Source organism: Curtobacterium sp. SGAir0471 (genome assembly GCF_005490985.1).
GTDB lineage: Bacteria > Actinomycetota > Actinomycetes > Actinomycetales > Microbacteriaceae > Curtobacterium.
This window is the reverse complement of record NZ_CP027869.1, coordinates 2,838,497-2,864,936: the sequence shown is the minus strand read 5'-3', so window position 1 is coordinate 2,864,936 and position 26,440 is coordinate 2,838,497. Positions and strand designations below refer to the sequence as shown.

Below are 26,440 nucleotides of genomic sequence, written 5' to 3'. Positions count from 1 at the left end.
TGAGCCGTCGGGCGAGGGTGGCGCTGTCCGAGGACGAGGTCGACCAGGCCCTCCGCGATGAGCCGTCCGACGACCTGACGGGCACGACCAGCGTGCTCCTGGTCGCACTCGACGACGGCGAGCCGGTCGGGTGCGCCGGTGCACGCTTCCTCGGGGACGTCGCAGAACCGACCAAGGTGTTCACCCGCGGAGAGGCCCGAGGACGGGGCGTCGGCAGGCAGCTGGTCTCGGCCGTCGAGCGGGCGTGCGTGGAACTGGGCATCGACGTGGTCCGTCTCGACACCCGCGGGGAGCTCGCCTAGTCGTGCGCCCTGTACGAGCGGCTCGGCTACCGGGGGGTCGGACCCTTCAACGCCGAGCCGTACTCCGACCGCTGGTACGCGAAGCAGGTGGACCGGTAGCGCTCGCGGGCGCTGCGGAGTGGTCGGGTCAGGGTCGTGTGTAGTCGAACTGCAGGCGCATCCGGTCGCCGCGGAAGACGATCGTCGAGTACTCGAACGTCGTGCCGGCGCGGTCCGAGATCACGTCGGTGAGCTGCAGTGCGGGATCGCCGTGTCGGAGTCCGAGCAGCGATGCGTCCGCATCCGCGACCGCCACGGCCTCGAGCCCCTCCGCGACTTCGTGCATCGCCAGGTCGAAGGCGTCCTCGAGGACCACGCAGAGCTGCTCGCCGACCACGTCGAGCGTGTCGAGCGTCGGCGCCAGGGCGGCCGGCACGAACGACCTGTGCACGCTCAGCGGCTTGCCGTCGACCGAGCGCAGGCGGACGATCGCGAACACGTCGTCGTCGCGGCCGAGTCCCAGACGGTCCCGCACGCGGGCCGGCGCCGGGCCCCGGTCGATCGACACGAGGTCGGTGCTGATGTCGTACCCGAGGACCTCGAGTTGCTCGCGGATGCCGCGGTACGCGGGGGACACCGCGTTGATCTTCTCCGGCGCGACGAACGTCCCCTTGCCCGGGACCCGTGTGAGCAGGCCGTCGGTGGTGAGCTTGGTGAGCACACCCCGCACCGTCATCCGGCTGGTGCCGTAGTACCGGTTCAACTCGTTCTCGGACGGGATCCGCTGGCTCGGTGCCCACTCGCCGCCGGTGATCTTCGCGGTGAAGATGTCCTCGAGCTGCTGGTAGATGGGCACGGCGGAATCGCGGTCCACCTCGTCGAGCACGGTCCACCTCGTTCCCTGCGCGGATGCACATCCGGTAGCCGCTCATGATACTTGTCGAGTCCGGTATAGACAGGTACAGTCCGAGCAGTCGTCGACGGAGACGACATCCCACGACGCAACGACGCAAGTGAGGACCCAGGCATGGACGTGTCCACCAGGACGTTGACCAGGACCGCACGGGACGGCGGGTACGCGGTACCGGCCGTGAACGTGTTCGACGAACTGAGCATGCGGGCGGTGGTCGCCGCGGCGGTCCGCACGAGCGCTCCGCTGATCGTGCAGATCTCCGTGAAGACCGTCCGCAGCTCGGGGACCGCCTTCACGACCGACCTCTTCCGAGCGCTCACCCGCGACGTCGCTGTGCCGGTCGCCCTGCACCTCGACCACTGTCCCGACCGGGCGGTGCTCGACGACGTGATCGCCGCCGGGTGGTCGAGCGTCCTGTTCGACGCCTCCGACCGGGGCCTCGACGACGCGGTGCGCGAGACCGGCGAGGTCACGGCGGCCGCTCATGCCGCCGGTGTCGACGTGGAGTCGGAGATCGAGAACATCCTCGGTGTCGAGGACGGGGTCGGCAGCGACGAGTCGCGGCACGCGTACTCGGTCGAGCTGCTCGCCGAGGTCGCCGAGCAGACCGGTGCCGACCTCCTGGCGCCCCAGTTGGGGACGAGCCACGGACTGTACAAGGCGGATCCGGTCCTGCTCCCCGAGCGCGCGGCCGAGCTCGCGCGACTGACCGACCGCCCGATCGTCCTGCACGGCGGCACGGGTCTCGGCGAGCAGGACTTCCGGGCGTTCATCGACGCCGGCGTCTCGAAGGTGAACATCTCGACGGCGGTGAAGCACGCCTACATGCGGGCATCGCTCGCCCACCTGGAGCACGCCCGTGATACCGACTCCTGGGACCCGCCAAAGCTCGTCGCCGCGATCGAGTCCGCCGTGACCGATGTCATCGCCGAGCACGTCGCGTGGTTCGGCGCGGACGGCAAGGCCGACGACAGCACGGCGGGTCGGCCGTGACCCGCGCGCTGGTCTTCGATTGCGACGGGGTCCTGGCCGACACGGAGCGCGACGGGCACCTGCCGGCGTTCAACGCGACCTTCGCACACTTCGACCTGCCCGTCCGGTGGAGCGAGGAGGACTACGCCGAGGTGCTGCGCATCGGCGGCGGGAAGGAGCGGCTGGCGTCCCTGCTGACGCCGGAGTTCGTCGACCGTGCCGGGCTCCCCGCCGATCCCGACGGACAGCGCGCGCTCGTCGCCGAGTGGCACGCCGAGAAGACCCGGCGGTACACGGCGATGGTGCGCGACGGCGTGATGCCCGCTCGACCGGGCATCGCCCGGATCGTGCACGAGGCCCACGACGCCGGGTGGCTGCTCGCGGTGGCGTCCACCTCGGCCGAGGCATCCGTCCGCGCCGTCCTCGAGCACGCGGTCGGCGACGACGCCGCGACCTGGTTCCGCGTGTTCGCCGGCGACGTCGTACCGCGCAAGAAGCCGGCGCCGGACGTCTACGAGCTGACCGTCCGCGAGCTCGGCGTCGACCCGGCCGACGTGGTCGTCGTCGAGGACAGCGCCAACGGGCTCCGTGCAGCGCTGGGCGCCGGCCTGACCACCGTCGTCACCGTCAGCAGCTACACCGCCGGCGAGGACTTCACCGGTGCCGCGCTCGTCGTCGACCGACTCGGCGACCTGCCCGAGACCCCCGCCCACGTCATCGCCGATCCGGCCCACGTCGAACCGGACGGCCAGGTCACGCTCGACACCCTCACCCAGCTCCCGAACCCGACCGGAGGACCACGATGACCACCGCCGCCACCACGCACCTCGAACAGACCGTCCGGCTCATCGCCACCACCTGCGTCGAGAACGAGACGTACTTCAGCGACCTCGACGCGGTGGCCGGCGACGGCGACTTCGGGTACTCGCTCGCCCGCGGGTTCGAGAACGTGCTCGAGGGGTTCGACGGCTACGACCGTTCCGATCCCGGCACCTTCCTCCAGCAGGTCGCGATGACGATGAGCAGCAGGATCGGCGGCACGTCGGGGCCGATCTGGGGGACCGCGTTCCTCCGGGCGGCCGGGGTCGTGAAGGGCCGTGAGGACCTGGGGGCCGACGACGTCGTCGCGATGCTCCGAGCCGCGGTCGAGGGGATCAAGAAGCGCGGCGGTGCAGACCTCGGCGACAAGACCCTCCTCGACGCGATCGTGCCGATGACCGACGCCATCGAAGCCGACGCCGCCGCCGGTGCGGACGCGACGGCGATCGCACGGCACGCGGCCGAGGTCGCACGACAGGCCGCCGACGCGACCTCGGCGCTGGAGGCACGCCGCGGCCGGGCCTCGTACACCGGCGAACGCAGCATCGGCTGGCCCGATCCCGGCGCGGTCGCCGTGGCCGTGCTCGCCGAGCGCGTCGCTGACGACTGGTGACGCGCAACACCACCGCACGACCTCCCGCAGGACCCGACAACCACCACCGCACGACCTTCCGCAGTACCCGACCACCACGATGAAGTGAGGCAACCGCAGTGAAGAAGTTCGTCAACGACCCGAAGCAGTTCGTCCCGGAGATGCTCAAGGGCCTCGCCCTCGCCAACCCGGACACCCTGAGCTACGACCCGGAAGCCAATCTCATCGCCCGCGCCGACGCTCCGCGCGACGACAAGGTCTCGATCGTGCAGGGCTCCGGCTCGGGGCACGAGCCCGCGCACGTCATGGTGGTCGGGAAGGGCATGCTCGACGCCGCCTGTCCCGGCGACGTCTTCGCCGCACCGCCCACCGACTACGTCGTCGCCGCCGCTCGCCGGGTGAACAGCCCGAAGGGCGTGCTGCTCCTGGTGAACAACTACACGGGCGACAAGATGGCGTTCGAGATGGCCGAGGAGTTCGCCGACGCCGAGGGCATCAAGGTGAAGACCCTGTTCATCGACGACGACGTCGCCGTGAAGGACTCCACGTACACGATCGGTCGCCGAGGGGTCGCGGGCAACTTCTTCGTCATCAAGGCCGTCGGAGCCGCGTCCGAGGCGGGCGCCGACCTGGACGAGGTCGTCCGCATCGGCCAGAAGGTGAACTCCGTCACCCGGACGATGGGTGTCGCGCTCACCGCCTGCACCCCGCCGGCGAAGGGCTCCCCGCTGTTCGAGCTCGGCGACGACGAGATCGAGGTCGGCGTCGGCATCCACGGCGAACCCGGGCGAGCGCGGCAGAAGATCGTCTCCGCCGACGAGATCGTCGACATCCTCCTCGACCCGATCGTCTCGGACCTGCCGTTCGCGGACGGCGACCGGGTCGCGCTCATGGTGAACGGCCTCGGCGGTACCCCGATCAGCGAGCTCTACCTGCTCTACGGCATCGCCCACGAGAAGCTCGTGGCCCAGGGGATCACCCCCGTCCGCAGCTACGTCGGCGAGTACTGCACCTCGCTCGACATGGCCGGAGCCTCCATCACCCTCGTCAAGCTCGACGACGAGGTCGAGGAACTCCTCGCCGCTCCCGCCGAGATCCCGATCCGCACCTTCTGAAGCCGGAGACGACACCGTGGCGAACGAGAAGATCCAGGACAGCCTCACCCTCGACGACGCCCGGCGCGTCATCGACGCCGCCGTCGCGAAGGCCGAGGAGATCGGTCAGCCGCAGGACGTCGCCGTCGTGGACGCCGGCGGCAACCTGAAGGCACACGTGCGCATGGACACCGCGAACATCGGCAGCATCCACATCGCGATCAACAAGGCGTACACGTCGATCGCGTTCCAGACGCAGACGAAGGACCTGAACGACGTCACCCGTCCCACCGGTGACCTGTTCGGCTTGAGCGACGCCCACGGAGGTCGGCTCGTCGTCTTCGCCGGGGGCATCCCCCTCGTCCGCGACGGCCGCGTCGTCGGCGCGATCGGCGTCTCGACCGGAACCATCGAGCAGGATCAGGAAGTCGCCGAGGCCGGAGCCGCGGCGTTCTGAGCGGCGGCCGCTCGGCGGGCACCATCCCGCCCGCCGACCGGCCGACCCGCCACCCACACCTGGCGCCCGCGACCGCGGGCGTCCAGCCGCCGACGATCGAGGAGGATCACATGGCGAGCAACCACGCAGTCGCGTACCAGGGACCGGGGAAGGTCGAGGTCATCGAGACCGACTACCCGACGTTCGAGCTCAAGGACGGACCCGGCGTGAACCCGGCGAACGTCGGGCGCAAGGTGAACCACGGCGCGATCCTGCGCACCGTGGCGACGAACATCTGCGGCAGCGACCAGCACATGGTCCGCGGTCGCACCACGGCTCCCACCGACCTGGTGCTCGGGCACGAGATCACCGGCGAGGTCGTCGAGGTCGGCCCGGACGTCGAGTTCATCAAGGTGGGGGACATCGTCTCGGTGCCGTTCAACATCGCCTGCGGGCGCTGCCGGAACTGCAAGGAGCGGAAGACCGGCATCTGCCTCAACGTGAACCCGGACCGCCCGGGCAGCGCGTACGGCTACGTCGACATGGGCGGCTGGGTCGGCGGGCAGGCCGAGTACGTGCTCGTCCCGTACGCCGACTGGAACCTGCTGAAGTTCCCGGACCGCGACCAGGCCCTCGAGAAGATCCTCGACCTCGCGATGCTCTCCGACATCTTCCCCACCGGCTTCCACGGCGCCGTGACCGCCGGGGTCGAGGTCGGGTCGACCGTGTACGTCGCCGGCGCCGGGCCCGTGGGTCTCGCCGCCGCCACCGGCGCGTTCCTGCTCGGCGCGAGCGTGGTGATCGTCGGCGACATGAACGCCGACCGTCTGGCGCAGGCGCGCAGCTTCGGGTGCGAGACCGTCGACCTGACGAAGGGCGACCCGGCCGACCAGATCGACCAGATCCTCGGCGAACCCCTCGTCGACTGCGGCATCGACGCCGTGGGCTTCGAAGCGAAGGGCCACGGCTCCGGGTCCGGGCACGAGGCGCCCGCGACCGTGCTCAACTCGCTGATGGACGTCACCGCCGCGGGTGGAGCCCTGGGCATCCCCGGGCTCTACGTCACGGGTGACCCGGGCGGTGTCGACGAGGCCGCGAAGAAGGGTGCCCTGTCGCTCAGCCTCGGCACCGGCTGGGCGAAGTCGCTGTCGTTCACCACGGGCCAGTGCCCGGTGATGAAGTACAACCGGCAGCTGATGATGGCGATCCTGCACGACCGCACGAGCATCGCGAAGAACGTCAATGCGAAGCCGATCGGGCTCGACGAGGCCCCGCGCGGCTACGAGGAGTTCGACAAGGGCGCTGCGACGAAGTACGTCCTGAACCCCAACGGCCTCATCCCCGCGGCCTGACCACAGCGAGCCACGGCCCGCGGTGCCTCGGCCTCCGAGGCGCCGCGGGCCCCGGCCGTCCTCGCACCCGTGCAGCCGTCGATCCGTACGCTCGCCGGTGTGAGCGACACCCGCAGGCCCTCGACCGTCCGCCTGCTGTTCGCGTCCTCGCACCCCGGTCCGACCGTCACGGTGACGATCCTCGCCGCGGTGATCGCCGCCGCCGTCGGGCACCCCTGGTGGCTCGTCGTGCTCGTGGCGCTCGCCGTCGTGGCCGGGCAGCTGTCGATCGGCCTGGCCAACGACTGGATCGACGCCGACCGCGACCGCGCCGTCGGCCGCAGCGACAAGCCCGTCGCACGCGGACTCATCGCCGTCGGCACGGTCCGGACCGCGGCGTTCGCGACGGCCGTGGTCGCCGTGCTGCTGTCGATCGCCCTCGGGCCCGTCGCCGCGGTCGCGCACGTCGTCCTCGTCACGGCTGGCTGGGCCTACGACGCCGGTCTGAAGCGCACGGTCTGGTCCGTCGTGCCGTTCGTCGTGGCGTTCGGCCTGCTCCCCGTCGTGTCGGTCGCCGCCGGCGGTGCCGGTGCGTGGCCGGCGTGGTGGGCGATCGCGACCGGCGCCGTCTTCGGCGTCGCGATCCACTGCGCCAACGTGCTGCCCGACCTGCTCGACGACGCGGCCACCGGGGTCCGCGGCTTCCCGCACCGCCTGGGGCTCCGGGGTGCGGGGACGTTGGCGTTCGGATCGCTCGTCGTCGCGGCGGCGCTGGTGCTCGGCGGACAGCTCGCCGGCGGTGGCAACGGCGACGGCGGAGGCACCGGAGGCACCGGCATCGCGCTCGCGGTCGTCGGTGCCGCCGTGGTGGTGGTGCTCGCGGGGATCGGCATCCGACTCGTCCTCGCCGGCCGTCCGACGCGGGCGCTGTTCCGCCTCGTCATCGCCTCGTCGCTCGTGCTCGTCGTCGAACTCGGCCTCGCCGGCGCGCGCCTCGTCGCCTGACGAGCACGAGCACGAGCACGAGCACGAGCACGAGCTCCGGCTCCGGCACCGGCCGCGGCTCCGCCACCAGTCGCCGCACGAGCGTCGGGTCCGCTCAGGCCCACCGCATCGCGTAGACACCCGCCAGACCGTGCGCCGTGGGCAGCGCCAGCACCGTCCGGAGCAGCACCTCGCGCCCGACCGACCCGACCGACCCCAGCGACCCGAGCGACACGGTCGGCCGCCCGAGGGCCATGTTCAGCTCCGCCTGTCGCGCGGCCCGTCGCGCCGCAGCCTGCCGACCGACGGCGTAGGCGATCGCCGACTCCTGCCACCGACCCGACGTCCCCGACCGGACCGCCTCGGCGAGCAGCGGTGCGAGCGCAGCGGCGTCGAGCCACCCGAGGTTCATGCCCTGACCACCGATGGGGCTGATCTCGTGGGCGGCGTCGCCGACGAGCACCACGCGGCCGACGCCGACCCGCGCGGCCGCACGGCGGCGGACCCGGAACCCGCTCGTCATCGTGCAGGTCGCTGGGTCGGGGGTCGCACCCGTCCGCCCCGCCACGATCGCGGCCAGCCGCGCGGCGGTCCCCGGATCCGGGGCGCTGCCGGCGGCCGCGGGCGCGACGTCCTCCGGCACCAGTGCGACGTACCGCCGTCGACCACCGGGGAGCGGGAACGACTCGACGACGCCGTCCGGGCCGACGTCGACCAAGGCCGACGACCGGGCCGATGAGGGCTCCGGGTCAGCGAAGTCACCCATCAGGTACCGGTCGCGGTAGTCCCGCCCCGAGGTCGCGATGCCGAGCAGGTCGCGCACCGCGCTCCGCGCCCCGTCCGCCCCGACGACGAAGGCCGCCTCGACGACCACCGGGCGACCGTCGGTCTCGACGCCGTGCGCCACGACGTGCTCGTCGCGGCGGGAGAGGCCGGTCACCGTCGTGCCCGTCCGCAGGACCCCGGGCGCGAGCCGGCCGCGCAGCAGGGTCTCGGTCCGGTGCTGGTCGAGGGTGGCGACGTAGGGGTGCGTCGGCGACGCCCGCGCGAACGACAGCGTGCCCAGCACCCGACCGCGGCTCCTGGCCACGCCCGTGCGGACGAGCGTCGCCTCGGCGAGGACCGCGGTGTCCAGGCCGATCGCGGCGAAGGCGTTGAGCGACGGCGGGTGGATCCCGATCGCCCGCGAGCCGGTCGGGTCGCTGTCGCGACGTTCCCAGACCGCGACCGTGACGCCCGCCCGCTCGAGGAGCGCGGCGGCGAACAGGCCGACGGGTCCGCCGCCGACGACGAGCACGTCGACGCGTTCCGTGGTCACGCAGGCGAGCCTACGGACCGGTCCCGACGCCTCCACCCAGCCGACGTCGGACGGGAGGCCCGTGGCGGCCGCGCCGTGCGCCTCCCGTCCGACGGTGGGTCGCGTCAGGGGACGACGGCAGCGGTCGTCAGGTGGTGACGCGAGCGCGCTCGGCGCGGTCCTCCGCGGCGACCCGACGTGCCTCGCGGAAGCGCTTCTGCGCCTTCTCGACGGGGACCTCGACGGCGTAGGCGGCGCCGATCGCCACGATGACGGCGACGGCGATCATGAGCACCTTGCCCCACGGCCCGACGGCGAAGGGGTCGAGGAGCGCGATGACGAGCGGGTGCCAGAGGTACGCGGCGTACGACACGCGACGACCGAACCACGACACGGGCGACCAGGCGAGCGCGACCGACAGCGGCGACCGCACGGACACGAGCCCGCCGATGAGCACCGCGGAGACGACGCCCGTGAGCGGCAGCACCACGCTGAACGTCCACGCGTGCTGGGCCCAGTCGTCGCCGATCCAGAGCATGATGCCGGCGAGCAGGACGATGCCGGCCCAGGTCGCGACGTGCCCGGCGACACCGGCGGCCCAGGTGCGGACGCGCTCGTCGTCGAGCAGCAGGGCGAGCAGGCAGCCCGTCGCCAACGGGACGACCCCGAGGACGGGGGAGAAGTAGACGTCGGGGGTCGCGCCGCTGTTCGGCTTCGCGTAGACGAGGCCGGCGACGACCGAGCATGCGACGACGACCGTCCCGAGTCCGGCGATGAGCCACCGGCGGCGGGCACGGACCAGGAAGAGCAGCACCAGGACGGGCGGCCAGACCAGGTAGAACTGCTCCTCCATCGACAGGGACCACGTGTGCGCGAAGACGCCCTGCGTGGTGTCCCAGAAGGAGCGGAACAGGTTGCCCGTGTAGGTCAGCGCGATGAACGCGGCTTCGCCGGGGCCGAAGGAGGCGCCCTTGTAGTCGCCAACCCAGTTCCACAGGAGCAGGCCGACCACGACGAGTGCGACGAGTGCCGGGTAGAGCCGGAGCAGGCGCTTCAGCCAGAAGTTCCCGAGCCGGATGCGCCCGGTCTTCCGGTGCTCGCCGAGCAGCAGCGTCGTGATGAGGAACCCGGACAGGGCGAAGAACACGGTCACACCGACGAAGCCGCCCTCGAACTGCGGCACGTGCAGGTGGTACAGGATCACCATGGCGATCGCGATCGTGCGCAGCCCGTCGAGGGCCGGGGCCCGGCGGGTCAGCGGGGGCGGCGGCGCCGTCGGGGCAGCGCCGGACCGACGGCCGACCGAGGTGCTGCGGTCGGTCGTCCGGGTGTGCTCGGGCGCGAGGGTCTGCGTCGCCACGGTTCCTCCCTGCGAGGATCGGTCGAACGGTTGACGACGAGCTTGCCCTGCGCGGGTAAGAGGACGCTCAAGAACCGGGGTGCACGACCCGCGTCAGGGCGTCGAGGCGCTCGTGCACGATCGCGGCGAAGTCGCGGTCCTCGCCGTTCGCGATCCACTGCGTGAAGGACAGGTGGAACACCGTGACCGCCGTCTCCGCGGCGATCGTGGCCGCCGGCTCGTCGACCCCGTGCGCCCGCAGTGCGTCACCCAGGTGGACCTTCAGGGTCGCGAGCTTGCCGAGCTCCCGCTCGCCCAGGGCCGGGACGGCGTCGATGACCCGCTGCCGTCCTCGTGACCAGTCGCGCCGGTCGTTCGGGAAGAACGCTGCCGCGGAGTCGAGCGACCGGCGGACGAGCGAGAACGCCGGCGTGCCCTCCGGGGCGTCGACGATCGGGCCGGTGAACATGCCGGAGAAGTCGTCCTGTCCGGCGAACAGGACCTCGCGCTTGTCCGCGAAGTGGCGGAAGAAGGTGCGCTCGGTGACCTCGGCCGCCGCGGCGATCTCGGCGACGGTCGTCTCGTCGTACCCGTGCTCGGCGAAGAGCTGCAGCGCGGTCGCCTGCAGTCGTTCCCGGGTGCCGGATCGCCATCGCGCCATGGGACGATCCTACTGATGACAGTCGCTGACATCGAGTGCTACGGTGATGTCAGTCCATGACATCGGGTCGTGGGCCCTGCGGAAGGAACGCACATGCACGTCTTCGTCACCGGGGCATCCGGCTGGATCGGCTCCCACACCGTCGACGACCTGCTCGCCGCCGGACACGACGTCACCGGTCTCGCCCGCTCCGACGCATCGGCGACGGCGCTCGCGGCCAAGGGCGTCACCGTCGTGCGCGGCGACCTCGACGACCTCGCGGTGCTCGCCCGGGGTGCGGCGGACGCCGAGGGCGTCCTGCACCTCGCGAACAAGCACGACTGGTCCGACCAGGCGGCGACGAACGCCACCGAGCGTGCCGCCGTCGAGGCCCTCGCGACCGCGCTCGTGGGCACCGACCGGCCGTTCGTCGTGGCCTCCGGGGTCGCCGCCCTGGCACCGGGTCGTCCGGCGGAGGAGCACGATCCCTCGCCGTTCACGGGCGTGGACAGCCCGCGCGGCGGCAGCGAGAACCGGGCGTTCGACTTCGTCGACCAGGGGGTCCGCTCGATCGCCGCGCGGTTCAGCCCGACCACCCACGGCGTCGGGGACCACGGCTTCGTCGCGTACCTGGTGGGGGTCGCACTCGAGCGCGGGGTGTCCGGCTACGTCGGCGACGGCAGCAACCGATGGGCGGCCGTGCACGTCACGGACGCCGCCCGGATGGTGCGGCTCGGGCTCGAGCAGGCGCCGGCCGGTTCCCGGTTGCACGCCGTCGCCGAGCAGGGGATCCCCACGCGGGACGTCGCGGCGGCGATCGGGGACGCGCTCGGGCTGCCGGTCACGAGCGTCGACCCCGCGGACGCCGCCGCGCACTTCGGGTTCATCGGCGGGTTCTTCGGCGCGGAGATGTCGGCGTCGTCGGCCGCGACGCAGGAGCTGCTCGGGTGGGAGCCGACCGGCCCGACCCTGCTCGAGGACATCGCCGCGGGGGCGTACGCGCACGTCGCCGCGCGCTGAGCCGCTGCGGGCTCGGAGCCCGCAGCAGTGTCGGCGCTACTCGGCCTTCTGCATCTGCCAGGGCTCCGGCTCGCGGTCGCCGTTCGGGCGCACGGGCCGGACGTCCCCGACGATCGGGATCGAGCGCTTCCTCATGAACCACAGGTAGCGGACGAAGAAGTGCGACAGCGTCGACAGCCGGTTGCCGTTGCCGAGCAGCGAGGCGATGTGCACCGCGACCCACGCCAGCCACGCCACGGGGCCGACCATCGTGATGCCGCCGCGCAGCTGCGCCACCGCGGCGTTCGTCCCGATGGTCGCCATCGTGCCCTTGTCGAAGTACTTGAAGTGCTCGGTCGGCTTCCCGTCGAGCAGGCGCTTCACCTGGCGGGCGACGTGTTTGCCGCCCTGCAGCGCGGGCTGGGCGAGCTGCGCGAGGGCGTCGTCCTGCGCCGCGATGTCGCCGGCCGAGAAGATCCGCTCGACGCCCTTCACGCTCAGGTCGTCGTTCACCTGGATGCGGCCGCCGTGGGTCTGCGGCATGCCCCAGCCCGAGACCTCCTTGTGCGCCGCGACCCCGGTGGCCCAGATGACCTGGGACGCGGGGATGAACTCGCCCGAGGCGGTGACGACACCGTCCTCCTTGACCTCGGCGACGCCGGTGTTCAGCCGGAGCACCACGCCGCGCTTCCGGAGCACCTTTGCCGCGTACCGGCGCAGACGCGGGGCGAACGGCTTGAGGAGCTCGCCGCTGCGGTGCACGAGCGTGATCGAGATGTTGCCGCGCTCGATCTCCGGGTACGCCCCGACGAGGGCCTGGTCGCGGAGCTCGGCGAGGGCGCCGGCCATCTCCACGCCGGTCGCGCCGCCGCCGACGATCACGACGCGGATCTCGTCCGGGCCCTGCTGCGCCGCGGCCTGCTCGAGGCGAGTGAACAGCTCGTCGCGGATGCGGAGGGCCTGCGAGCGGGAGTACATCGAGTACGCGTACTCGTACGCACCGGGCGTTCCGAAGTAGCTCGTGTTGACACCGTTCGCCAGGATCAGCCAGTCGTAGTGCAGGTGCTCGCCGTCGGACATCTCGGCGATCCGGTGCTCGGTGTCGATGCCGGTGAGGAGCCCGTGCCGGAAGTCGGCGTTCGACTGCTTCGCCCGCAGGCTCCGCAGGAAGTAGGTGACGTCGCCCGCGTTCAGACCGCCGGTGGCGACCTGGTACATGAGCGGCTGGAACATGTTGTAGACGTGGCGGTCGACGAGCGTCACGCGGACGTCGGCGTCGGCGAGTTCCCGCATGGCCGCGATCCCCGCGAAGCCACCCCCGACGATGACGACGTGCGGGCGGGTGTCCTCGGACATGGTGTTCTCCAGGGTGGTGCGGTCGACGGCCACCCAGAAGGGTACGCCGGTCTCGGCACCTGTCCGTCCACCTGCCCGTCCGGCTGCCGATGGAGCGGTCCCGCAGGACCCGGCCGGGAGGCACGCCCCGCCGCCGTCAGTCGGCGAACGGCGCGTAGGTGCTCAGCACGTTCCCCTTGCTGGTCACCACGCTCTGCACCAGCCGCAGCCGGGTGGGCGGGTCCGTCGGCTCGAAGAGCCGGCGCCCGGCACCCGCGATCGCCGGGTGCACCATGAGCTGCAGCTCGTCGAGGAGGCCGGCGAACAGCAGGTGACGCACGAGCGTGACGCTGCCGGTGACCGCGATGTCGCCGCCGTCGCCGGACTTGAGGTCGCGCACGAAGTCGTCGACGTCGCCCTGGATCCGGTGGGCGTTCTGCCACGTCAGGTCGTCACCGAGGGTGGTCGACGCGACGTGCTTCTCGATCGGGTTGATCCACCGACCGAACGGGTCGTCCTCGTGCTGGGGCCACCACTCGGACCACTCCAGGTAGCTCTGCCTGCCGAGCAGGACCGTCTCGGTGCGCTCCATCCACGCCGTCATGGCGCTGCCGAGCTCGGCGTCGAACGAGTCGTACTGGTACTTGTACGGGTCCTGCACCACACCGTCGATCGATGCGAACAGCCCCGAGGTCACCTTGCGCATGCTGCGGAGCCTAGGGCCGTCGGGCGCTGCCGTCGAGGGTCAGCTCCCCGTGCCCTGGCTCCCGTCGGGGAAGACCTCGGCGCCGCCGCCGCCCGGGAGTTGCTGCGTGCCGCCCGGTACGGCCGGAGCCTGGTGGGTGCCGACGGCGTGGCCGACCGCGAACCCGACACCGCCGCCGACGAGGAGCGCGCCGGCACCGATCGCGACGGCGACCACGGGCAGGACCCACGACGGGCGGGGACCCCGGACGCGACCGCTCGGTGCGGGGCCGTACCAGGGGGTGTGCGCGCTGGACACGGACGGTCCGTACGGGTCGGCGGGGCGGTGGTCCACGCCGTGTCCGCGGCCGGGGCAGGATCGGGCGCCGGGGCAGGACCGGGCGCCGGGGCGGGGGCGACGGCCGGAGCCGCACCCCAGCCGGGCGCCGAGGTCCGTGCACGGTGTCCGGCGGCGGAGCGGGGCGGGGCGTCGGTGGCGTTGTCGTCCATGGCCCCCCACTGCAGCGCACCCCGACAAGAGTTCTCGATGACCGGCCTGGCACCGCGGTGGGAACCGCCGGGTAGGTTCGCACCGTGCGCGCACGGGTGGAGTCCTCCGAGGTCGGTGGGCTGCCCGTGCGGCTCCGCACCCTCGCTCCCGCGGGACGGCTGCACGACGACCTCGCCCCGACCGTGGTGCTCGTGCACGGCATCGGGATGTCGCACCGCTCCTTCGTCCGGGCGCAGCGGTCCCTCGCCCGGACGTACCGGACCGTGGCCGTCGACCTGCCGGGGTTCGGTGGACTGCCCGCGGCCGGACGCCCACTCGCACCCGAGGAGCTCGCCGACCTGGTCGTGTCCGCGGTCCGCGCACGGGGTGCCGGGGACCTGGTGCTCGTGGGCCAGTCGATGGGCACGCAGGTCGTCGCCGAGGCCGCCCGGCGGCACCCCGGCCTCGTCGCCGCCGTCGTCCTGGTCGGGCCGGTCGTCGACCCCGCTCGGCGGACGCTGCTGCAGCAGGCGCTCGACCTCGGGCGTGACGCGCTGGTCGAGGACCCCCGGATGAACGCCGTCGTCCTCACCGACTACCTGCGGAGCCTCCGGCAGTACGTGCGGCAGCTCGGACCGATGCTGCGGTACCGGCTCGAGGACGTCGTGCCGACCCTCGAGCAGCCGGTCCTGGTCGTCCGTGGTGACCGCGACCCGATCGGCCGTCGGGACTGGGCTGCGGCGCTGGCGTCCGCCGCCCGTCGCGGGGCCCTGGTCGAGCTGCCGGGCGGGCACCACGTGCAGGAGCAGCAGCCCGGGTCGTTCGCCGCCCTGGTCGACGAGTTCCGGCGCGTGCAGACGACGGAGGACGCGGTCGGCGAGTCCCCGACCACCGACGGCCCGGTGCTCGGCGGCCCGACGACCGAGGGTCCGACCGCCGACGGCCCGGCGACGGGGCCGGCGCGGTGACGGACCGGACCACCCCGGGGACGGGTGCGGCGTCGGGGACGGCGGCCGTGCCTCCAGGCCGTGTGCCGCTGCTGCGTCGCGCGTGGTGGGCCGTGCTCGACTGGTGGTACGCGGCCAGGTGGCAGCTCCGGAGCACCGGACCGACGACCGCCGAGGACTACCGGACCGGGACGGGTCAGCCGGTCGTCGTGGTGCCCGGCGTGTACGAGACCTGGCACTTCATGCGGCCGCTCATGGACGCCCTGCACGACGCCGGCCACCCGGTGCACGTGCTGCCCGTCCTGCGCCACAACCTGCGACCCGTGCCGGAGTCGGCCCGAGAGGTCCTGGCGTACCTCGAGGAGCAGGACCTCCGCGACGTGCTGGTCGTCGCGCACAGCAAGGGCGGTCTCATCGGCAAGTACGCGATGACGCTGCCGGAGGGGGAGCGCATCGACCGGATGGTCGCGGTGTCGACCCCGTTCGGCGGGTCGGTGTATGCGCGGCTGGCGCCCGTGCCGCACCTGCGGGCCTTCCGGGCGGCGGACCCGGTGCTCGCCGCGCTCGGGCGAGACCTCGCGGTGAACGCCCGGATCACGTCCGTGTACGGGGTGTTCGACACGCTGATCCCGGGAGGCAGCGAGCTCGCCGGGGCCACGAACGTGCGGGTGCCCGTCGGCGGGCACTTCCGGATCCTCGGTGCGCAGCAGACCCGCGAGGTCGTGCTCGATGCGGCGGGCGCCGCCGGGTCGTCGGCGCCCCGAGACTCGCGCTGACGGACACTTCCACGGCTTCCAGTCACGAGTCTCGTCCGCCTGGCCGAGTCTCGCGCCGGTGCCGGCGCGCGCGTGCCGGGCGCCGGGCCGCTCAGGCGCCCGGCAGGAATAGGCAGAACGGGTGCCCGTCCGGGTCGAGGAGCACCCGCACGTCGTCCTGCGGCTGGAATGCAGCCTCGGTCGCGCCGAGTTCCAGCGCGCGGGCGGTCGCTGCGCCGAGGTCCTCCACCTGCAGGTCGAGGTGCAGCTGCATGCCCTGCGTGCCCGGGGCCGGCGGCCAGGTCGGTGCCTGGTAGGCGTCGTCGTACTGCACCGAGAGCCCGACGCCGCCGTCAGCGGGGCGGACCCGCAGCCAGGTCGGACCGTCCTCGTGCACCGTCCACCCGGTCAGGGCGCCCCAGAACCGCGCGAGGCGCACCGGGTCGGGGGACTGCAGGACGGTCGCGGTCAGCACGGGCATCGCGGGGTCGTCGGCGCTCATGCGGCGCACCGTACGCGGCGCGGCCCGGGTGGCCGGTCAGCGGTCGGGGGTCGGGGGTCAGCGGTCGGCGACGCTCGCGCGCTCGACGATGCGGTGCGGCACGACGACGGTCTCCGGCGGAGCGGACGGGTCGGCGATGCGCCGGGTGAGCAGGTCGAGCGCCGCCGTCGCGAAGGCCCGCCGGTCGAACGACACCGTGGTGAGCGCCGGTATCGCGAAGGCGGCCGCGTCGACGTCGTCGAACCCGACGACGCTCACCTGCTCCGGCACGCGGACACCCCGGGCCGCCAGCACGTGCAGCACGCCGAACGCGATCGAGTCCGTGTACGCGAAGACCGCGTGCGGCAGGGGATGCGTGTCGAGCCAGTCCGCGAAGCCCGTCGCGGCCGCGCTCGTCGTCCACGCCGGCAGCGGCACGCGCAGGGACGGGTCGACCTCGAGGCCGACCGTGCCGAGTGCGTCCGCGTGGCCTCGGTCGCGAAGCTCGCTCGTCGCCGTGGCGTCGGAGGCCCTGGCCGCCCCGACGACGGCGATCCGGCGGTGCCCGCGGTCGAGCAGGTGGGTCGTGACCTCCCGGGCGGCGCGGCGGCTGTCGACGTGCACCTGGTCGACCCGCTCGGGCTCCACCTCGCCGATGACGACGGTCGGGGGGAGCCCCTCGGCCTCGGCCAGGACGCTCGCGCTGAGTGACACCGGGTTGAGCACCAGGCCGTCCACGAGGTGCGCGCGGGCACGCGAGACGAGTTCACGCTCACGCTCGGCGTCGTTGCCCGTCTGGTCGAGCTGCACCGTCCAGCCCCGCTCGCGCGCGAGCTCCACGAACCACTGCGCGAGCTCCGCGGAGTACGCGTTGCCGAGTTCCGGCAGCGTCAGCGCGATCGCGCCGGAGCGCCCGTTCCGCAGTCCGCGGGCGGAGAGGTTGGGCACGTAGCCGAGCTCCGCCACCGCGCGCTCGACGCGCTCACGGGTCGCCGGGCGGACGGGCACGCCGCCGTTCACCACGTTGGAGACGGTCTTCGGGGAGACCCCGGCGAGGGCCGCCACGTCCCGCACGGTCGCGCGCACCGGTCGAGCGTAGCGCGCCGCGTCGCGGACGGGAGGCGCGGTGCGGCACCGCCACGGGCCTCCCGACCCGACCCGTCACCGGACGGGAGGCGCGGTGCGGCACCGCCACGCGCCTCCCGTCCGTCGCGGTGTCCGGTCCGACCCGACTACGCGTCGACCAGCTCGCGCCGCGCCGCGCGCCGTGCCCTGACCCGACCCGTGACGGTGGCCGCGACCACGACCGCCAGCACGGCGTACAGCACGATCGGGATCGGCCCGGCCACCAGGACCGAGAAGTCGCCGTCGGCGCTCAGTGCCGCGTCGCGCAGGCTCGTCTCGGCCAGCGGACCGAGCACCATGCCGATGATGAGCGGTGCGAGCGGCACGTCGAGCGCCCGCATGAGGAACCCGACGAGCCCGATGCCGAGCAGCATGAGCAGGTCGAACACCGAACCGCTCGTGGCGTAGATGCCGAGTCCGCAGAAGACCGCGATGCCCGCGTACAGGTACGCCCGCGGGATGCGCAGCAGCTTCGCCCAGAGCATCGCGAACGGCAGGTTGATGACGAGCAGCACGACCATCGCGATGAAGAACGACGCGAGCAGCGCCCAGACCAGGTCGGGGGACCGGTCGAACAGCAGGGGGCCCGGCTGCAGTCCGTACTGGCGGAACGCGGCGAGCATGATCGCGGCGGTCGCCGACACCGGCAGGCCGAGGGACAGCAGCGCGCCCATCGCCATGCCGGTGGTCGCGTTCCCGGCGGACTCAGGGGCCGCCAGGCCGCGGATCGCACCCGTGCCGAACTGCGGGTCCTTGCGCCGGGCGTCGAGTCGCTTCTCGATCCCGAAGGCCAGGAAGGTCGGGATCTCGGACCCGCCGGCGGGCACGACGCCGAACGGCAGGCCGATCGCGGTGCCGCGCAGCCAGGCGGGTGCGGCCTCGCGGAGTTCCCGCTTCGACAGCCACGGGCGTCCGGTTGCCCGCACCATCCGGCCGTCCTTCAGGTGCCGGGCGAGGCAGGCGACGTAGATGACCTCGCCGAGTGCGAGGACCGCGACCGTCACCGTGACGAGCGAGATGCCGTCGAACAGCTCCGGGACGCCCATGGTGAAGCGCGGTGCACCGGAGATGCCGTCGACCCCGATCACCGCGATGCCGAGCCCGAGGCAGAGCGATCCGAGGCCCTTCAGGGCATCGTCGGTGACCACCGACGACGTCGTGACGAACGCGAAGAGCGCGAGGGCGAAGAACTCCGCCGGCCCGAAGCTCGACGAGAACGTCGCGAGGGCCGGCGCGAGGAAGACGACCAGGACCGATGCGATCATCCCGCCGACGAACGCCCCGATCGCGGCGGTCGCGAGGGCCTGGGCCGCTCGTCCGTTCAACGCCATCCTGTGGCCCTCGAACGTCGAGGCGATCGCCGAGGCCTGCCCCGGCGTGTTCATCAGGATGCCCATCGTCGAGTCGCCGAAGAGCCCGCCGAAGTAGACGCCGGCGAACATGATGAACGCCGCCGTCGGGTCGAGCGAGAACGTCACGGGCAGCAGCAGTGCCACCGCCATCGACGACCCGAGGCCGGGGAGGACGCCGACCGCGGTGCCGAGCAGGCACCCGACGACGACCCAGAGCAGGTTGGCGGGGGTCAGGGCGCCGGCGAAGCCGTCACCGAGGAGACCGAGGACGTCCACGTCAGAACTCCCATCCGACGATGCCCGAGGGCAGCGACAGGTCGAGCAGCATGTCGAAGGCGATGTAGCTGATCGCGCTCACGGTCAGCCCGATGACGAGCGGCCGCAGCCAGCCCGGGGCGCCGAGCCCCTTCGCGACGCCGAGGAAGAGCAGCCCGGCGCCGACGATCCACCCGAGCACGCCGAGCAGCAGCGCGAAGCCGGCGAAGGAGAGGACGACCCAGGCCAGGGATCGCCAGTCGACGCGGACCGCGCGCGGGGTCTCGGTGCCGGTACCGCTGCCGTCGACGGTGTGGACGGCCTCCACGGTGTCGACGCCGGGCTCCGGCAGTGCGTCGACCGCCGCGACCCGCCGCCCGCGCGCCGCTCGGACGGACCGCACGACCAGCAGGGCGGCCAGCAGCAGGAGTGCCGCGGCGACGAGGCCGGGGAAGACCGCGGGCCCGGGGAACGCGGTACCGGCCGGGACCTCCATCGTCACGATGCCGACGACGAGGTAGACCGCGAAGGCGGTGAAGAGCGCCGGGGTGGTCAGCTCCTTCGCGACCGCTGCGACGCGACCGGGTTCGGCCCGCAGCGTGAGCCGCTGCCCGACGACCGCGGACGACGACGTGGGGTTGCTCGGACGGCTCATCGGCCCAGCTCCTCGTACAGTCCCTGGATCCGCTCGCGTTCCTCGTCGATGAACGCGTCGAGGTCCTCGCCGGTGATGATCCGCTCGGTCCAGTGGTACCGCTCCACAGCGTCCGCCCACTCCGGGGTGTCGACCGTGTCGAGCACGATGTCCGTGAGCTGCGTCCGCTGCTCGTCGTCGAGCCCGCCCGGCGCGGCGATCATCCGCCAGTTCGTCAGCGTGACGTCGTGTCCCTGCTCGACCGCCGTGGGGATGTCGATGCCCTCGACCGGTTCGGCTGCGACGAGCGCGAGGGCCCGCAGCCGGCCGGACTCGATCTGGTCGATGTTGTCCGGGTACCCGCCCGACGCCGCGGCGGCCGTGCCGTTGAGCAGCGCCTGGATCGCCTCGCCGCCGCCGTCCGAGGGGATGTAGTTCGTTTCCGTCGGGTCGATGCCGGCCGAGACGGCGAGGTCCGTGACGACGAGTTGGTCGAACGAGCCGCCGCCCGTCCACGGCACCGAGCCGGGACGATCCCGCCACGCCGCGACCAGGTCGTCGAGCGTCTCGTAGGGCGAGTCTGCGGGCACGACGATGACGTCGTACTCCTCGACGGTGACCGCGAGCGGCGTGATGTCGTCGTGGGTGACGGCGGAACCGAACTGGATCTCCGCGGCGAGCAGTCCCGTCCCGCCGACGAGCAGCGTGTCCGTCTGTCCCGCGAGCCGGGCGACGTTGCCGAGCGCGATCGTGCCGCCGGCGCCGGGCATGTTGACGACCTGGACGGAGTTCACGATGCCGTTCGCGCGCTGCGCCTGCTGCATCGACCTCGCGACGCCGTCCCAGCCGCCACCGGCCGCTGCGGGGGCGACCAGGGTGACGGACCGGGTGGGGTCGCCGCCGGCTGCCGCCGAGGTGACGGACCCGAAGGCGGCGACCGCGATGGACACCGCGGCGACGGCCGCTCCGACCACGCGCGCGACGGGGCGACGGGCACGCGGCTCCGTCGTCGACTGCACCGGCACGGACTGCTCTGGCACTGCCTGCCCTGGCGCTGACTGCTCTGTCATCGTTGGCTCCCTCCTGCGCACGTCGTCGTGCCGCAGGTCGAGCAGTACGATGGCAGCCGCCGTCCGGACGAGCAGCCCGTGGCGGAGATGTGCTCATTGACGCTCACGGCGTCGCGGCCGAAGGGGGACGCACGGTGACCAGGGCACGGCTCGGGCGACTGCGGCGGATCGCGGTCCTCGCGCTCCCGAGCGTCATCGTGCTCACGGCGACGGGCGTCACGACCGGGATCGCCGTCGCCGTGCAGGAGCGCAGCATCCGCACGTCCGTCGTCGACCAGGTGTCCGGTGTCGCCTCGAGCCTGGCCGTCCTGCCCGAGGTCCGGGACGCGGTGTCGTCGACCGTCGACCGGGGCGCTCCCGGGGCGCTCGCCGACGCTGACGACCTCGCATCGGCCACCGCGGCGCTGCAACCCATCGCGTCGCTCGTCGAGGGAGCCTCCGGCGTCTCCTACGTCGTGGTGACCGACGACGAGGGCGTGCGCATCACCCATCCGGACCCTGCGGAACGCGGCGAGCCGGTCGAGACCACGATCGCCCCCGTGCTCGGCGGTGACCGGTTCGTCGGGACCGAGACCGGCCCGTCCGGCACGACGCTCCGGGCCAAGGTGCCGGTCCTCGACGCGGAGGGCGAGGTCGTCGGTGTCGTCGCGGTCGGTGTGCTCGAGTCGACCATCGCGGCCGACCGGGAACGGGCCCTCGGGGCCCTGCTGCCGTGGAGCACCGGTGCCCTCGTCGCCGCGACGCTCGCGAGCGTGCTCCTGTCGCTCGTGATCGCCCGCCGGTTGCGGCGGGCCGACGCGGTCGACGCCGAGAGCCGACGGATCCGGTGGACGACGGAGGCACTCCGCGAGCAGGCGCACGAGTTCGGCACCCGGCTGCACGTGGTGCGCGGGCTCGTCGAGCAGGGGGACGACGAGGACGCGATGGCCTACATCGACGCCGTCGCACCCGGACTCACGAGCGGCGGTGGCGCCGGGTCGCCGCGGCGGGGCGCGGTGGCGACGGCGTCCGTTGCGGCGGTGCGCGCCGAGCTCACCGCAGCCGGTGCGGCGCTCGAGCTCCGGGTCGCCGACGACGTCGTGCTCGACGACGCGGTGCTGCTCGTCGTCGCGAACCTGTGCCGGAACGCCGCCGAGGCCGGAGCCAGGACCGTCACCTGCAGCGTCGACTTCCGGGACGGACGCGTCACGGTCACGGTCGAGGACGACGGCCCCGGCATCGACCCCGCCGACGCCCACCGCGTGCTGACCCGCGGGTGGTCGTCGAAGTCCGACGAGACCGGCCTCGGGCGGGGCATCGGCCTGGCGGTCGTCCGGCGCACCGCCACCGAACGTGGCGGATCGGTGGTCGTGGGGCGTTCGGCAGCGCTCGGCGGTGCCCGGCTCGACGTCGACCTGACGGCGCAGTCGTGACCGCGTCCGCGCCGCTGCGCGTGCTCGTGGTCGACGACGACGCGGGCGCGCGTGCGCTCCACACCCGCTGGGTCGCCGCGACCGAGGGGTTCGCGGTCGTCGGGGCGGTCGCGTCCGGCGGCGCCGCGCTGGCCTCGGTCGAGCGCGGGGTCGACCTCGTGCTCCTCGACATGCGGCTGCCCGACATCAGCGGCATCGAGGTCCTGCACCGCATGCACGTCGCCGGCGTCGACCGCACCGACGTCCTCGTGGTCAGCTCCTCCCGCGACCAGGTCACCGTCCGGCAGGCGCTCGCCGCGCACCCGGTCGGGTACCTGCTCAAGCCGTTCGACCGCGAGGCGCTGCAGGACCGGCTGCGCGCCTACGCCGCCGAGCGACGGTCGCGCGACGACGCGCAGCGCGACGTGCCGATGGGGCAGGGCGACGTCGACCGTCTGCTCGCCACCGGGTCGGTGCGCGTGGTCGGTCCGACCCGCGCCTCGGCCGGCGCGTCCGAGGACGCCCTGCCGAAGGGCGTGAGTGCCACCACGCTCGGTCGCGTCGTCGCGGCCCTCGACCCCGTGACCGCGCGCTCGGCCGACGAGGTCGCCGTGGCCACGGGCACCTCGCGCGCCACCGCGCGGCGCTACCTCGACCACCTCGTCGCGACGGGCGCCATCGACCTGGCGCACCGGTACGGCCGTCGCGGTCGCCCGCAGGTGCTCTACCGGCTGACACCGGCGCCCTGAGACAGGGCCCGACGCCGGCCTCCCGGCGCCGGGCCGTCAGGGTCGGACGTACCGGTGGACGTGTGCGACGTAGTCGACGGGGATCGTCGGGCGCCCGGCCGTCCCGGGGTCCTCGTCGAGCACCTGCCGGACCGCGTCGAGCACCGCACGCCGCTCGTCCTCGGGCAGGAGGATGACGAAGCTCCGCGAGGCGATCATGTCGAGGAACGCGTCACGGTCCTGCTCGTGTGTCCACCGCACCGTGTCGTGGACCCCGGCGCCGAACGGCGCTCCGAGGAGCGGCTGCTCCTGCTGCACGGTGCGGGCCTCCGGCTGCGCCACGATCGCGCCGACGCGTGCGGCCCACGGCCGGGTCTCGTCGCGGACGTTCCAGACGAGTCCGACGGTCCCGCCCGGGCGCAGCACCCGTGCGACCTCGGCGGCGCCGGCGTCCCGGTCGACCCAGTGCCAGGACTGCGCGAACGTCACGACGTCCGCCGAGCCGTCCGGCAGCGGGATCGCCTCGCCCGTGCCGTCGAGCGCACGCACCGTCGGCAGCAGATCGGCCAGTCGCGAGCGCATGGCCGGGTCCGGTTCCACCGCCACGACCTCGTCGGCCCGGCCGAGCAGGGTCCTGGTGAACTTCCCGGTCCCCGCCCCGACGTCCACGACGAGGGGCGCGCGGTCCGGCACCAGGGCCGCCGCCACGGCGTCCGGGTAACCGGGTCTGCCGCGTTCGTAGGCGTCGACGGCGGATCCGAAGGAACGGGCGGGACGGTCGTCGGTCACGGTCCCAGCCTGGACCGTCGCGGCGCCGGTGTCGATGCGGGACGCCTCAGGTCCGGGTGGCGGCGGTCGCCGGGACCGGAGCCGGACGGGAGGCTCGTGGCGGGGCCCGCCACGAGCCTCCCGTCCGGTGGTCGTCCCACCGGGGTCAGGACGGGTGGCGGGCGGTCCACTCGCGGAACGGGGCCGTCGGGTCCTCGACCGTGCCCTGCTCCGTGGGCAGGGCGCGCTCCTCCACCGGCTTGGCGTACTCGTCGTAGAAGGTCGCGAGCGTCATCAGGCGGTTGCCGTCCTCGTAGTGTTCGCCCTCCTGCTCCCGCGTCGCGGCGAAGACCACGCGGTCGGGCTGGGCGTAGTACAGCGCACCGAGGCACATCGGGCAGGGGTAGGCGGTGACGAAGACCTCGTACCCGGTCAGGTCGGTGATGTCCTGCTCGGCGGCGGCGCGGATCGCGCGGATCTCGGCGTGCGCGGTCGGGTCGCCGGTCTGGGCGACGTGGTTGACGGCCTCGACCACGACCTCGCCGTCGCGGACGATCAGGCAGGCGAAGGGCTTGCCACCGTCGTGGACGTTGTCGAGGGCGCGGGAGACCGCGAGGGCGGTGAGTTCGTCGTCGTGCATGTCGGACAGGGTGCTCCCGGCCGGTGCCCGTGGGGTGTGCGTCCGGGGGACGGGGTCCCGGCGGCGCGGCGCGGTGTGTCGGCGGTCAGCCGAGCCAGGACGGGTCGGCGAACAGTTCCTCGACCTCGGTCACGAAGCGCGAGGCGTGGAACCCGTGGACCGCCGCGTGGTTGATGCGGAGTGCCATCGGCATGACGGTCCGCCCGTCGACCTGTCGGTAGCGCCCGAGCGTGATCACCGGGGCCAGGTGGTCCTCGACCCCGGTGAGGTGCAGCGCGAAGCCGGTGAAGGACGTCCGGGGGAGCGTCGAGACGTCGAACAGGTCGGTGCGCCCGGTGCCCTGCGGGAACAGGCGGTGGTCGTCGCGGTACCGCTCGGTCGTCGCGACCACGCTGTCGTGGAACGCCCGGGCGTCGGGGTCGTACTCGACGACGAGCACCGAGAAGGTCTCGGTGTCGGGGTGGAAGACCGTGAAGGTCGGGTGCACCACGTCCCAGACCGCAGGGTTGCCGTCCTCGGTGAGCTGCATGCGGAACTCGTCGTGCCGGTTCACGACCGTCGCGAGCACCCAGATCTGCGACGGGTACGTCTTCGCGCTCGCGTCCCGTGCTGCGTCGACGAAGGCCGTGACGTCGACGTCGACGGTCATCTCCCACGCGCAGGGCTCCCGCCGGTAGTGCGCGAAGTGCTCGGCGCGGGGCCACTGGTCGAGGTCGATCGGTCGGAGTCGGTCCACCCGGTCAGTCTCGTACCCCGGACTGCCGACGGGCGTGCACCGGGCGGCGGTTCACTGGTGCATGCCCTCGACGCCGTTCTCACCAGCGCTCGCGACGTTCTTCCGCGGGCTCGCCGCGCACAACGAGAAGTCGTGGTTCGAGGAGCACCGGGACGACTGGGAACTGTACGTCCGCGACCCGATGGAGGCGCTCCTGCACGAGGCCGAGCGACGCTACGGGCCGGGCCGGGTGCTCCGCCAGCACCGGGACCTGCGGTTCACGCCGGACAAGCGGCCCTACCGCGAGGACACCGGGCTGACCGCCGGTGGCATGTACCTCAGCGCCGGGGCGGACGGACTGCAGGTCGGCGGTGGGCTCTACGAACCGTCGCGCGCGCAGCTGCAGGCGGGTCGCACGACGATCGACGAACACCCGCAGGCGGCCGCAGCACTGCGACGGGAGCTCGACGAGCTGACCAACGCCGGGTACGAGCTCGCCGGACCGCCGCTGAAGACCGCCCCGCGCGGCTACGACGCCGACCACCCGCGGATCGACCTGCTCCGCATGCAGCACTACGCGGCGCTCGTGCACCTGCCGCTGGAGAGCTCGCTCGACGACATCACGGCCGCGTGGGACCGCGGGCAGCCGCTCGTCCGCTGGACCGTGAAGTGGGCGCGGGCGGACGACCCCGAGGCCTCGGACGACCCGGCGCCGCCCGTGCCGGGAGCCCGGTCGATCCACGAGCGCGCCTGACCGCTCTTCCTGCTCGCCGGCTCGGCGGGTCTGCTGACCGTCTGCTCGTCGGGTGCTCCCTAGGCTCGGGGCATGCCGATGCTCGACCGTTCCCCCGCCCTCGTCGCCACCGGGTTCCTCGCGATCCCCGTCGCCCAGGCGCTCGTCGCACTGCCGAGCGACGTCCTGTCGACGATCCAGGCGGCGCCGATCGACCCGGACCTCGCCGACACCGCAGCGTTCTCCGAGGCCTACGGGTACCCGCTCGAGGGCGGCGCGAACTGCATCGTCGTCGCGGGGAAGCGCGGCGACGAGGTCCGCCACGCCGCCTGCGTGGTGCTCGCGTCGACGAAGCTCGACGTGAACCGGGTCGTCAAGAAGCTGCTCGACGTCCGCAAGGCAAGCTTCGCGCCGATGGACGACGCGGTCGAGCTGACGGGCATGGAGTACGGCGGGATCACCCCGATCGGGCTCCCAGCGGACTGGCCGGTGTACGTCGACGCGCGGGTGCTCGACGCCCCCGAGGTCGTCGTCGGCGCAGGGCTCCGCGGCGCGAAGGTGTTCCTGCCCGGACGCACCCTGGCCGCGCTGCCGAACGTCACCGTCGTCGAGGGGCTCGCTACCGACGCCGGCTGAGCCT

At 73.0% G+C, this 26,440-nt stretch carries 30 protein-coding genes; 15 read left to right on the top strand and 15 right to left on the bottom strand.

Annotation, left to right across the window (positions count from 1 at the left end; translation table 11 throughout):
* Positions 1 to 17 precede the first annotated feature (17 nt).
* Positions 18 to 302 (top strand): GNAT family N-acetyltransferase, encoded by a 285-nt coding sequence (locus tag C1N91_RS13295; RefSeq protein ID WP_175416025.1) that lies wholly within the window; start codon positions 18 to 20, stop codon positions 300 to 302.
* A gap of 127 nt (positions 303 to 429) precedes the next feature.
* Here the strand turns inward: C1N91_RS13295 and C1N91_RS13290 are convergent, their stop codons facing one another.
* Positions 430 to 1,167, bottom strand: coding sequence for a GntR family transcriptional regulator (locus C1N91_RS13290; RefSeq protein WP_137768106.1), 738 nt, complete (start codon positions 1,165 to 1,167; stop codon positions 430 to 432).
* 141 nt (positions 1,168 to 1,308) lie between these two features.
* Between C1N91_RS13290 and C1N91_RS13285 the strand changes: the two genes are divergently transcribed.
* The 7 genes from C1N91_RS13285 (at position 1,309) to C1N91_RS13255 (ending at position 7,443) form a co-directional block, all read left to right on the top strand.
* Positions 1,309 to 2,187 carry a class II fructose-bisphosphate aldolase gene (locus C1N91_RS13285; RefSeq protein ID WP_137768105.1) on the top strand — a complete coding sequence of 293 codons (879 nt, stop codon included), beginning with the start codon at positions 1,309 to 1,311 and terminating at the stop codon, positions 2,185 to 2,187.
* Positions 2,184 to 2,972 (top strand): HAD-IA family hydrolase, encoded by a 789-nt coding sequence (locus tag C1N91_RS13280; protein WP_137768104.1) that lies wholly within the window; start codon positions 2,184 to 2,186, stop codon positions 2,970 to 2,972. The genes C1N91_RS13285 and C1N91_RS13280 overlap by 4 nt, the downstream gene beginning before the upstream one ends.
* Entirely contained in the window at positions 2,969 to 3,598 is a 630-nt protein-coding gene (gene dhaL / locus C1N91_RS13275; RefSeq protein ID WP_137768103.1) for a dihydroxyacetone kinase subunit DhaL, read from the top strand. Before C1N91_RS13280 ends, dhaL begins: the two co-directional genes overlap by 4 nt.
* Before the next feature lie 98 nt (positions 3,599 to 3,696).
* Complete coding sequence (dhaK, locus tag C1N91_RS13270; protein ID WP_137768102.1) at positions 3,697 to 4,692, top strand: dihydroxyacetone kinase subunit DhaK; 996 nt, start codon at positions 3,697 to 3,699, stop codon at positions 4,690 to 4,692.
* Positions 4,693 to 4,708: 16 nt separating this feature from the next.
* Complete coding sequence (locus C1N91_RS13265; RefSeq protein ID WP_254678257.1) at positions 4,709 to 5,128, top strand: GlcG/HbpS family heme-binding protein; 420 nt, start codon at positions 4,709 to 4,711, stop codon at positions 5,126 to 5,128.
* Positions 5,129 to 5,238: 110 nt separating this feature from the next.
* Positions 5,239 to 6,459, top strand: coding sequence for a formaldehyde dehydrogenase, glutathione-independent (gene fdhA, locus C1N91_RS13260; protein ID WP_137768101.1), 1,221 nt, complete (start codon positions 5,239 to 5,241; stop codon positions 6,457 to 6,459).
* A gap of 99 nt (positions 6,460 to 6,558) precedes the next feature.
* On the top strand, positions 6,559 to 7,443 hold the full coding sequence (locus tag C1N91_RS13255; RefSeq protein WP_137768100.1) for a UbiA family prenyltransferase: 885 nt from the start codon (positions 6,559 to 6,561) through the stop codon (positions 7,441 to 7,443).
* A gap of 94 nt (positions 7,444 to 7,537) precedes the next feature.
* On the opposite strand, the gene C1N91_RS13250 is transcribed toward C1N91_RS13255, so the two are convergent.
* The 3 genes from C1N91_RS13250 to C1N91_RS13240 all read right to left on the bottom strand — a co-directional run bounded on the left by C1N91_RS13250 (position 7,538) and on the right by C1N91_RS13240 (position 10,719).
* Entirely contained in the window at positions 7,538 to 8,740 is a 1,203-nt protein-coding gene (locus tag C1N91_RS13250) for an FAD-dependent oxidoreductase (protein WP_137768099.1), read from the bottom strand.
* A 127-nt stretch (positions 8,741 to 8,867) separates the two neighbouring features.
* Entirely contained in the window at positions 8,868 to 10,079 is a 1,212-nt protein-coding gene (locus C1N91_RS13245) for an acyltransferase family protein (protein ID WP_137768098.1), read from the bottom strand.
* Positions 10,080 to 10,146: 67 nt separating this feature from the next.
* A complete protein-coding gene (locus tag C1N91_RS13240; RefSeq protein WP_137768097.1) occupies positions 10,147 to 10,719 on the bottom strand; it encodes a TetR/AcrR family transcriptional regulator in 573 nt (190 codons plus the stop codon).
* 93 nt (positions 10,720 to 10,812) lie between these two features.
* Between C1N91_RS13240 and C1N91_RS13235 the strand changes: the two genes are divergently transcribed.
* The gene (locus C1N91_RS13235) at positions 10,813 to 11,718 is read left to right on the top strand and encodes an SDR family oxidoreductase (RefSeq protein ID WP_137768096.1); all 906 of its coding nucleotides are present in this window, start codon (positions 10,813 to 10,815) and stop codon (positions 11,716 to 11,718) included.
* Positions 11,719 to 11,754: 36 nt separating this feature from the next.
* Here the strand turns inward: C1N91_RS13235 and C1N91_RS13230 are convergent, their stop codons facing one another.
* From C1N91_RS13230 to C1N91_RS13220, 3 genes are all read right to left on the bottom strand, one after another.
* Positions 11,755 to 13,086: an NAD(P)/FAD-dependent oxidoreductase gene (locus C1N91_RS13230; RefSeq protein ID WP_254678256.1), complete on the bottom strand. Its 1,332-nt coding sequence runs from the start codon at positions 13,084 to 13,086 to the stop codon at positions 11,755 to 11,757.
* Between the two features lie 103 nt (positions 13,087 to 13,189).
* A complete protein-coding gene (locus C1N91_RS13225; protein ID WP_137768095.1) occupies positions 13,190 to 13,738 on the bottom strand; it encodes a dihydrofolate reductase family protein in 549 nt (182 codons plus the stop codon).
* A 39-nt stretch (positions 13,739 to 13,777) separates the two neighbouring features.
* Positions 13,778 to 14,035, bottom strand: coding sequence for a hypothetical protein (locus C1N91_RS13220; protein WP_137768094.1), 258 nt, complete (start codon positions 14,033 to 14,035; stop codon positions 13,778 to 13,780).
* Positions 14,036 to 14,310: 275 nt separating this feature from the next.
* Between C1N91_RS13220 and C1N91_RS13215 the strand changes: the two genes are divergently transcribed.
* Together C1N91_RS13215 and C1N91_RS13210 are read left to right on the top strand one after the other, a co-directional pair.
* On the top strand, positions 14,311 to 15,174 hold the full coding sequence (locus tag C1N91_RS13215; protein ID WP_137768093.1) for an alpha/beta fold hydrolase: 864 nt from the start codon (positions 14,311 to 14,313) through the stop codon (positions 15,172 to 15,174).
* On the top strand, positions 15,171 to 15,929 hold the full coding sequence (locus C1N91_RS13210) for an esterase/lipase family protein (RefSeq protein WP_254678255.1): 759 nt from the start codon (positions 15,171 to 15,173) through the stop codon (positions 15,927 to 15,929). Before C1N91_RS13215 ends, C1N91_RS13210 begins: the two co-directional genes overlap by 4 nt.
* A gap of 91 nt (positions 15,930 to 16,020) precedes the next feature.
* Here the strand turns inward: C1N91_RS13210 and C1N91_RS13205 are convergent, their stop codons facing one another.
* The 5 genes from C1N91_RS13205 to C1N91_RS13185 all read right to left on the bottom strand — a co-directional run bounded on the left by C1N91_RS13205 (position 16,021) and on the right by C1N91_RS13185 (position 20,795).
* Positions 16,021 to 16,410 (bottom strand): VOC family protein, encoded by a 390-nt coding sequence (locus tag C1N91_RS13205; RefSeq protein ID WP_254678254.1) that lies wholly within the window; start codon positions 16,408 to 16,410, stop codon positions 16,021 to 16,023.
* 57 nt (positions 16,411 to 16,467) lie between these two features.
* Positions 16,468 to 17,475 (bottom strand): LacI family DNA-binding transcriptional regulator, encoded by a 1,008-nt coding sequence (locus C1N91_RS13200; RefSeq protein WP_137768092.1) that lies wholly within the window; start codon positions 17,473 to 17,475, stop codon positions 16,468 to 16,470.
* A gap of 146 nt (positions 17,476 to 17,621) precedes the next feature.
* Positions 17,622 to 19,142, bottom strand: coding sequence for a tripartite tricarboxylate transporter permease (locus C1N91_RS13195; RefSeq protein WP_137768091.1), 1,521 nt, complete (start codon positions 19,140 to 19,142; stop codon positions 17,622 to 17,624).
* A gap of 1 nt (position 19,143) precedes the next feature.
* Positions 19,144 to 19,776, bottom strand: coding sequence for a tripartite tricarboxylate transporter TctB family protein (locus tag C1N91_RS13190; RefSeq protein WP_137768090.1), 633 nt, complete (start codon positions 19,774 to 19,776; stop codon positions 19,144 to 19,146).
* A complete protein-coding gene (locus C1N91_RS13185; RefSeq protein ID WP_254678253.1) occupies positions 19,773 to 20,795 on the bottom strand; it encodes a tripartite tricarboxylate transporter substrate binding protein in 1,023 nt (340 codons plus the stop codon). Before C1N91_RS13185 ends, C1N91_RS13190 begins: the two co-directional genes overlap by 4 nt.
* A gap of 164 nt (positions 20,796 to 20,959) precedes the next feature.
* Here C1N91_RS13185 and C1N91_RS13180 point away from each other — a divergent pair, with 164 nt between their 5' ends.
* On the top strand, positions 20,960 to 22,237 hold the full coding sequence (locus tag C1N91_RS13180) for an ATP-binding protein (RefSeq protein ID WP_254678252.1): 1,278 nt from the start codon (positions 20,960 to 20,962) through the stop codon (positions 22,235 to 22,237).
* Positions 22,234 to 22,965, top strand: coding sequence for a response regulator (locus tag C1N91_RS13175; protein WP_137768088.1), 732 nt, complete (start codon positions 22,234 to 22,236; stop codon positions 22,963 to 22,965). Before C1N91_RS13180 ends, C1N91_RS13175 begins: the two co-directional genes overlap by 4 nt.
* A gap of 36 nt (positions 22,966 to 23,001) precedes the next feature.
* On the opposite strand, the gene C1N91_RS13170 is transcribed toward C1N91_RS13175, so the two are convergent.
* The 3 genes from C1N91_RS13170 to C1N91_RS13160 form a co-directional block, all read right to left on the bottom strand.
* Entirely contained in the window at positions 23,002 to 23,733 is a 732-nt protein-coding gene (locus C1N91_RS13170; protein WP_137768087.1) for a class I SAM-dependent methyltransferase, read from the bottom strand.
* A gap of 145 nt (positions 23,734 to 23,878) precedes the next feature.
* Positions 23,879 to 24,352 carry a nucleoside deaminase gene (locus tag C1N91_RS13165; protein WP_137768086.1) on the bottom strand — a complete coding sequence of 158 codons (474 nt, stop codon included), beginning with the start codon at positions 24,350 to 24,352 and terminating at the stop codon, positions 23,879 to 23,881.
* Positions 24,353 to 24,437: 85 nt separating this feature from the next.
* The gene (locus C1N91_RS13160; RefSeq protein WP_137768085.1) at positions 24,438 to 25,088 is read right to left on the bottom strand and encodes a CatA-like O-acetyltransferase; all 651 of its coding nucleotides are present in this window, start codon (positions 25,086 to 25,088) and stop codon (positions 24,438 to 24,440) included.
* A gap of 61 nt (positions 25,089 to 25,149) precedes the next feature.
* On the opposite strand from C1N91_RS13160, the gene C1N91_RS13155 reads away from it, so the two are divergent.
* Both C1N91_RS13155 and C1N91_RS13150 read left to right on the top strand, forming a co-directional pair.
* Entirely contained in the window at positions 25,150 to 25,821 is a 672-nt protein-coding gene (locus tag C1N91_RS13155; RefSeq protein ID WP_137768084.1) for a DUF2461 domain-containing protein, read from the top strand.
* Positions 25,822 to 25,893: 72 nt separating this feature from the next.
* Positions 25,894 to 26,436, top strand: coding sequence for a YbaK/EbsC family protein (locus C1N91_RS13150; RefSeq protein WP_137768083.1), 543 nt, complete (start codon positions 25,894 to 25,896; stop codon positions 26,434 to 26,436).
* Positions 26,437 to 26,440 lie beyond the last annotated feature (4 nt).

Coding starts and splice junctions, on each gene's coding strand:
- C1N91_RS13285 (WP_137768105.1), top strand. CDS start 1,309: ATGGACGTGTCCACCAGGACGTTGACCAGGACCGCACGGGACGGCGGG.
- dhaL (WP_137768103.1), top strand. CDS start 2,969: ATGACCACCGCCGCCACCACGCACCTCGAACAGACCGTCCGGCTCATC.
- fdhA (WP_137768101.1), top strand. CDS start 5,239: ATGGCGAGCAACCACGCAGTCGCGTACCAGGGACCGGGGAAGGTCGAG.
- C1N91_RS13240 (WP_137768097.1), bottom strand. CDS start 10,719: ATGGCGCGATGGCGATCCGGCACCCGGGAACGACTGCAGGCGACCGCG.
- C1N91_RS13235 (WP_137768096.1), top strand. CDS start 10,813: ATGCACGTCTTCGTCACCGGGGCATCCGGCTGGATCGGCTCCCACACC.
- C1N91_RS13225 (WP_137768095.1), bottom strand. CDS start 13,738: ATGCGCAAGGTGACCTCGGGGCTGTTCGCATCGATCGACGGTGTGGTG.
- C1N91_RS13205 (WP_254678254.1), bottom strand. CDS start 16,410: ATGAGCGCCGACGACCCCGCGATGCCCGTGCTGACCGCGACCGTCCTG.
- C1N91_RS13190 (WP_137768090.1), bottom strand. CDS start 19,776: ATGAGCCGTCCGAGCAACCCCACGTCGTCGTCCGCGGTCGTCGGGCAG.
- C1N91_RS13165 (WP_137768086.1), bottom strand. CDS start 24,352: ATGCACGACGACGAACTCACCGCCCTCGCGGTCTCCCGCGCCCTCGAC.
- C1N91_RS13155 (WP_137768084.1), top strand. CDS start 25,150: ATGCCCTCGACGCCGTTCTCACCAGCGCTCGCGACGTTCTTCCGCGGG.
- C1N91_RS13150 (WP_137768083.1), top strand. CDS start 25,894: ATGCCGATGCTCGACCGTTCCCCCGCCCTCGTCGCCACCGGGTTCCTC.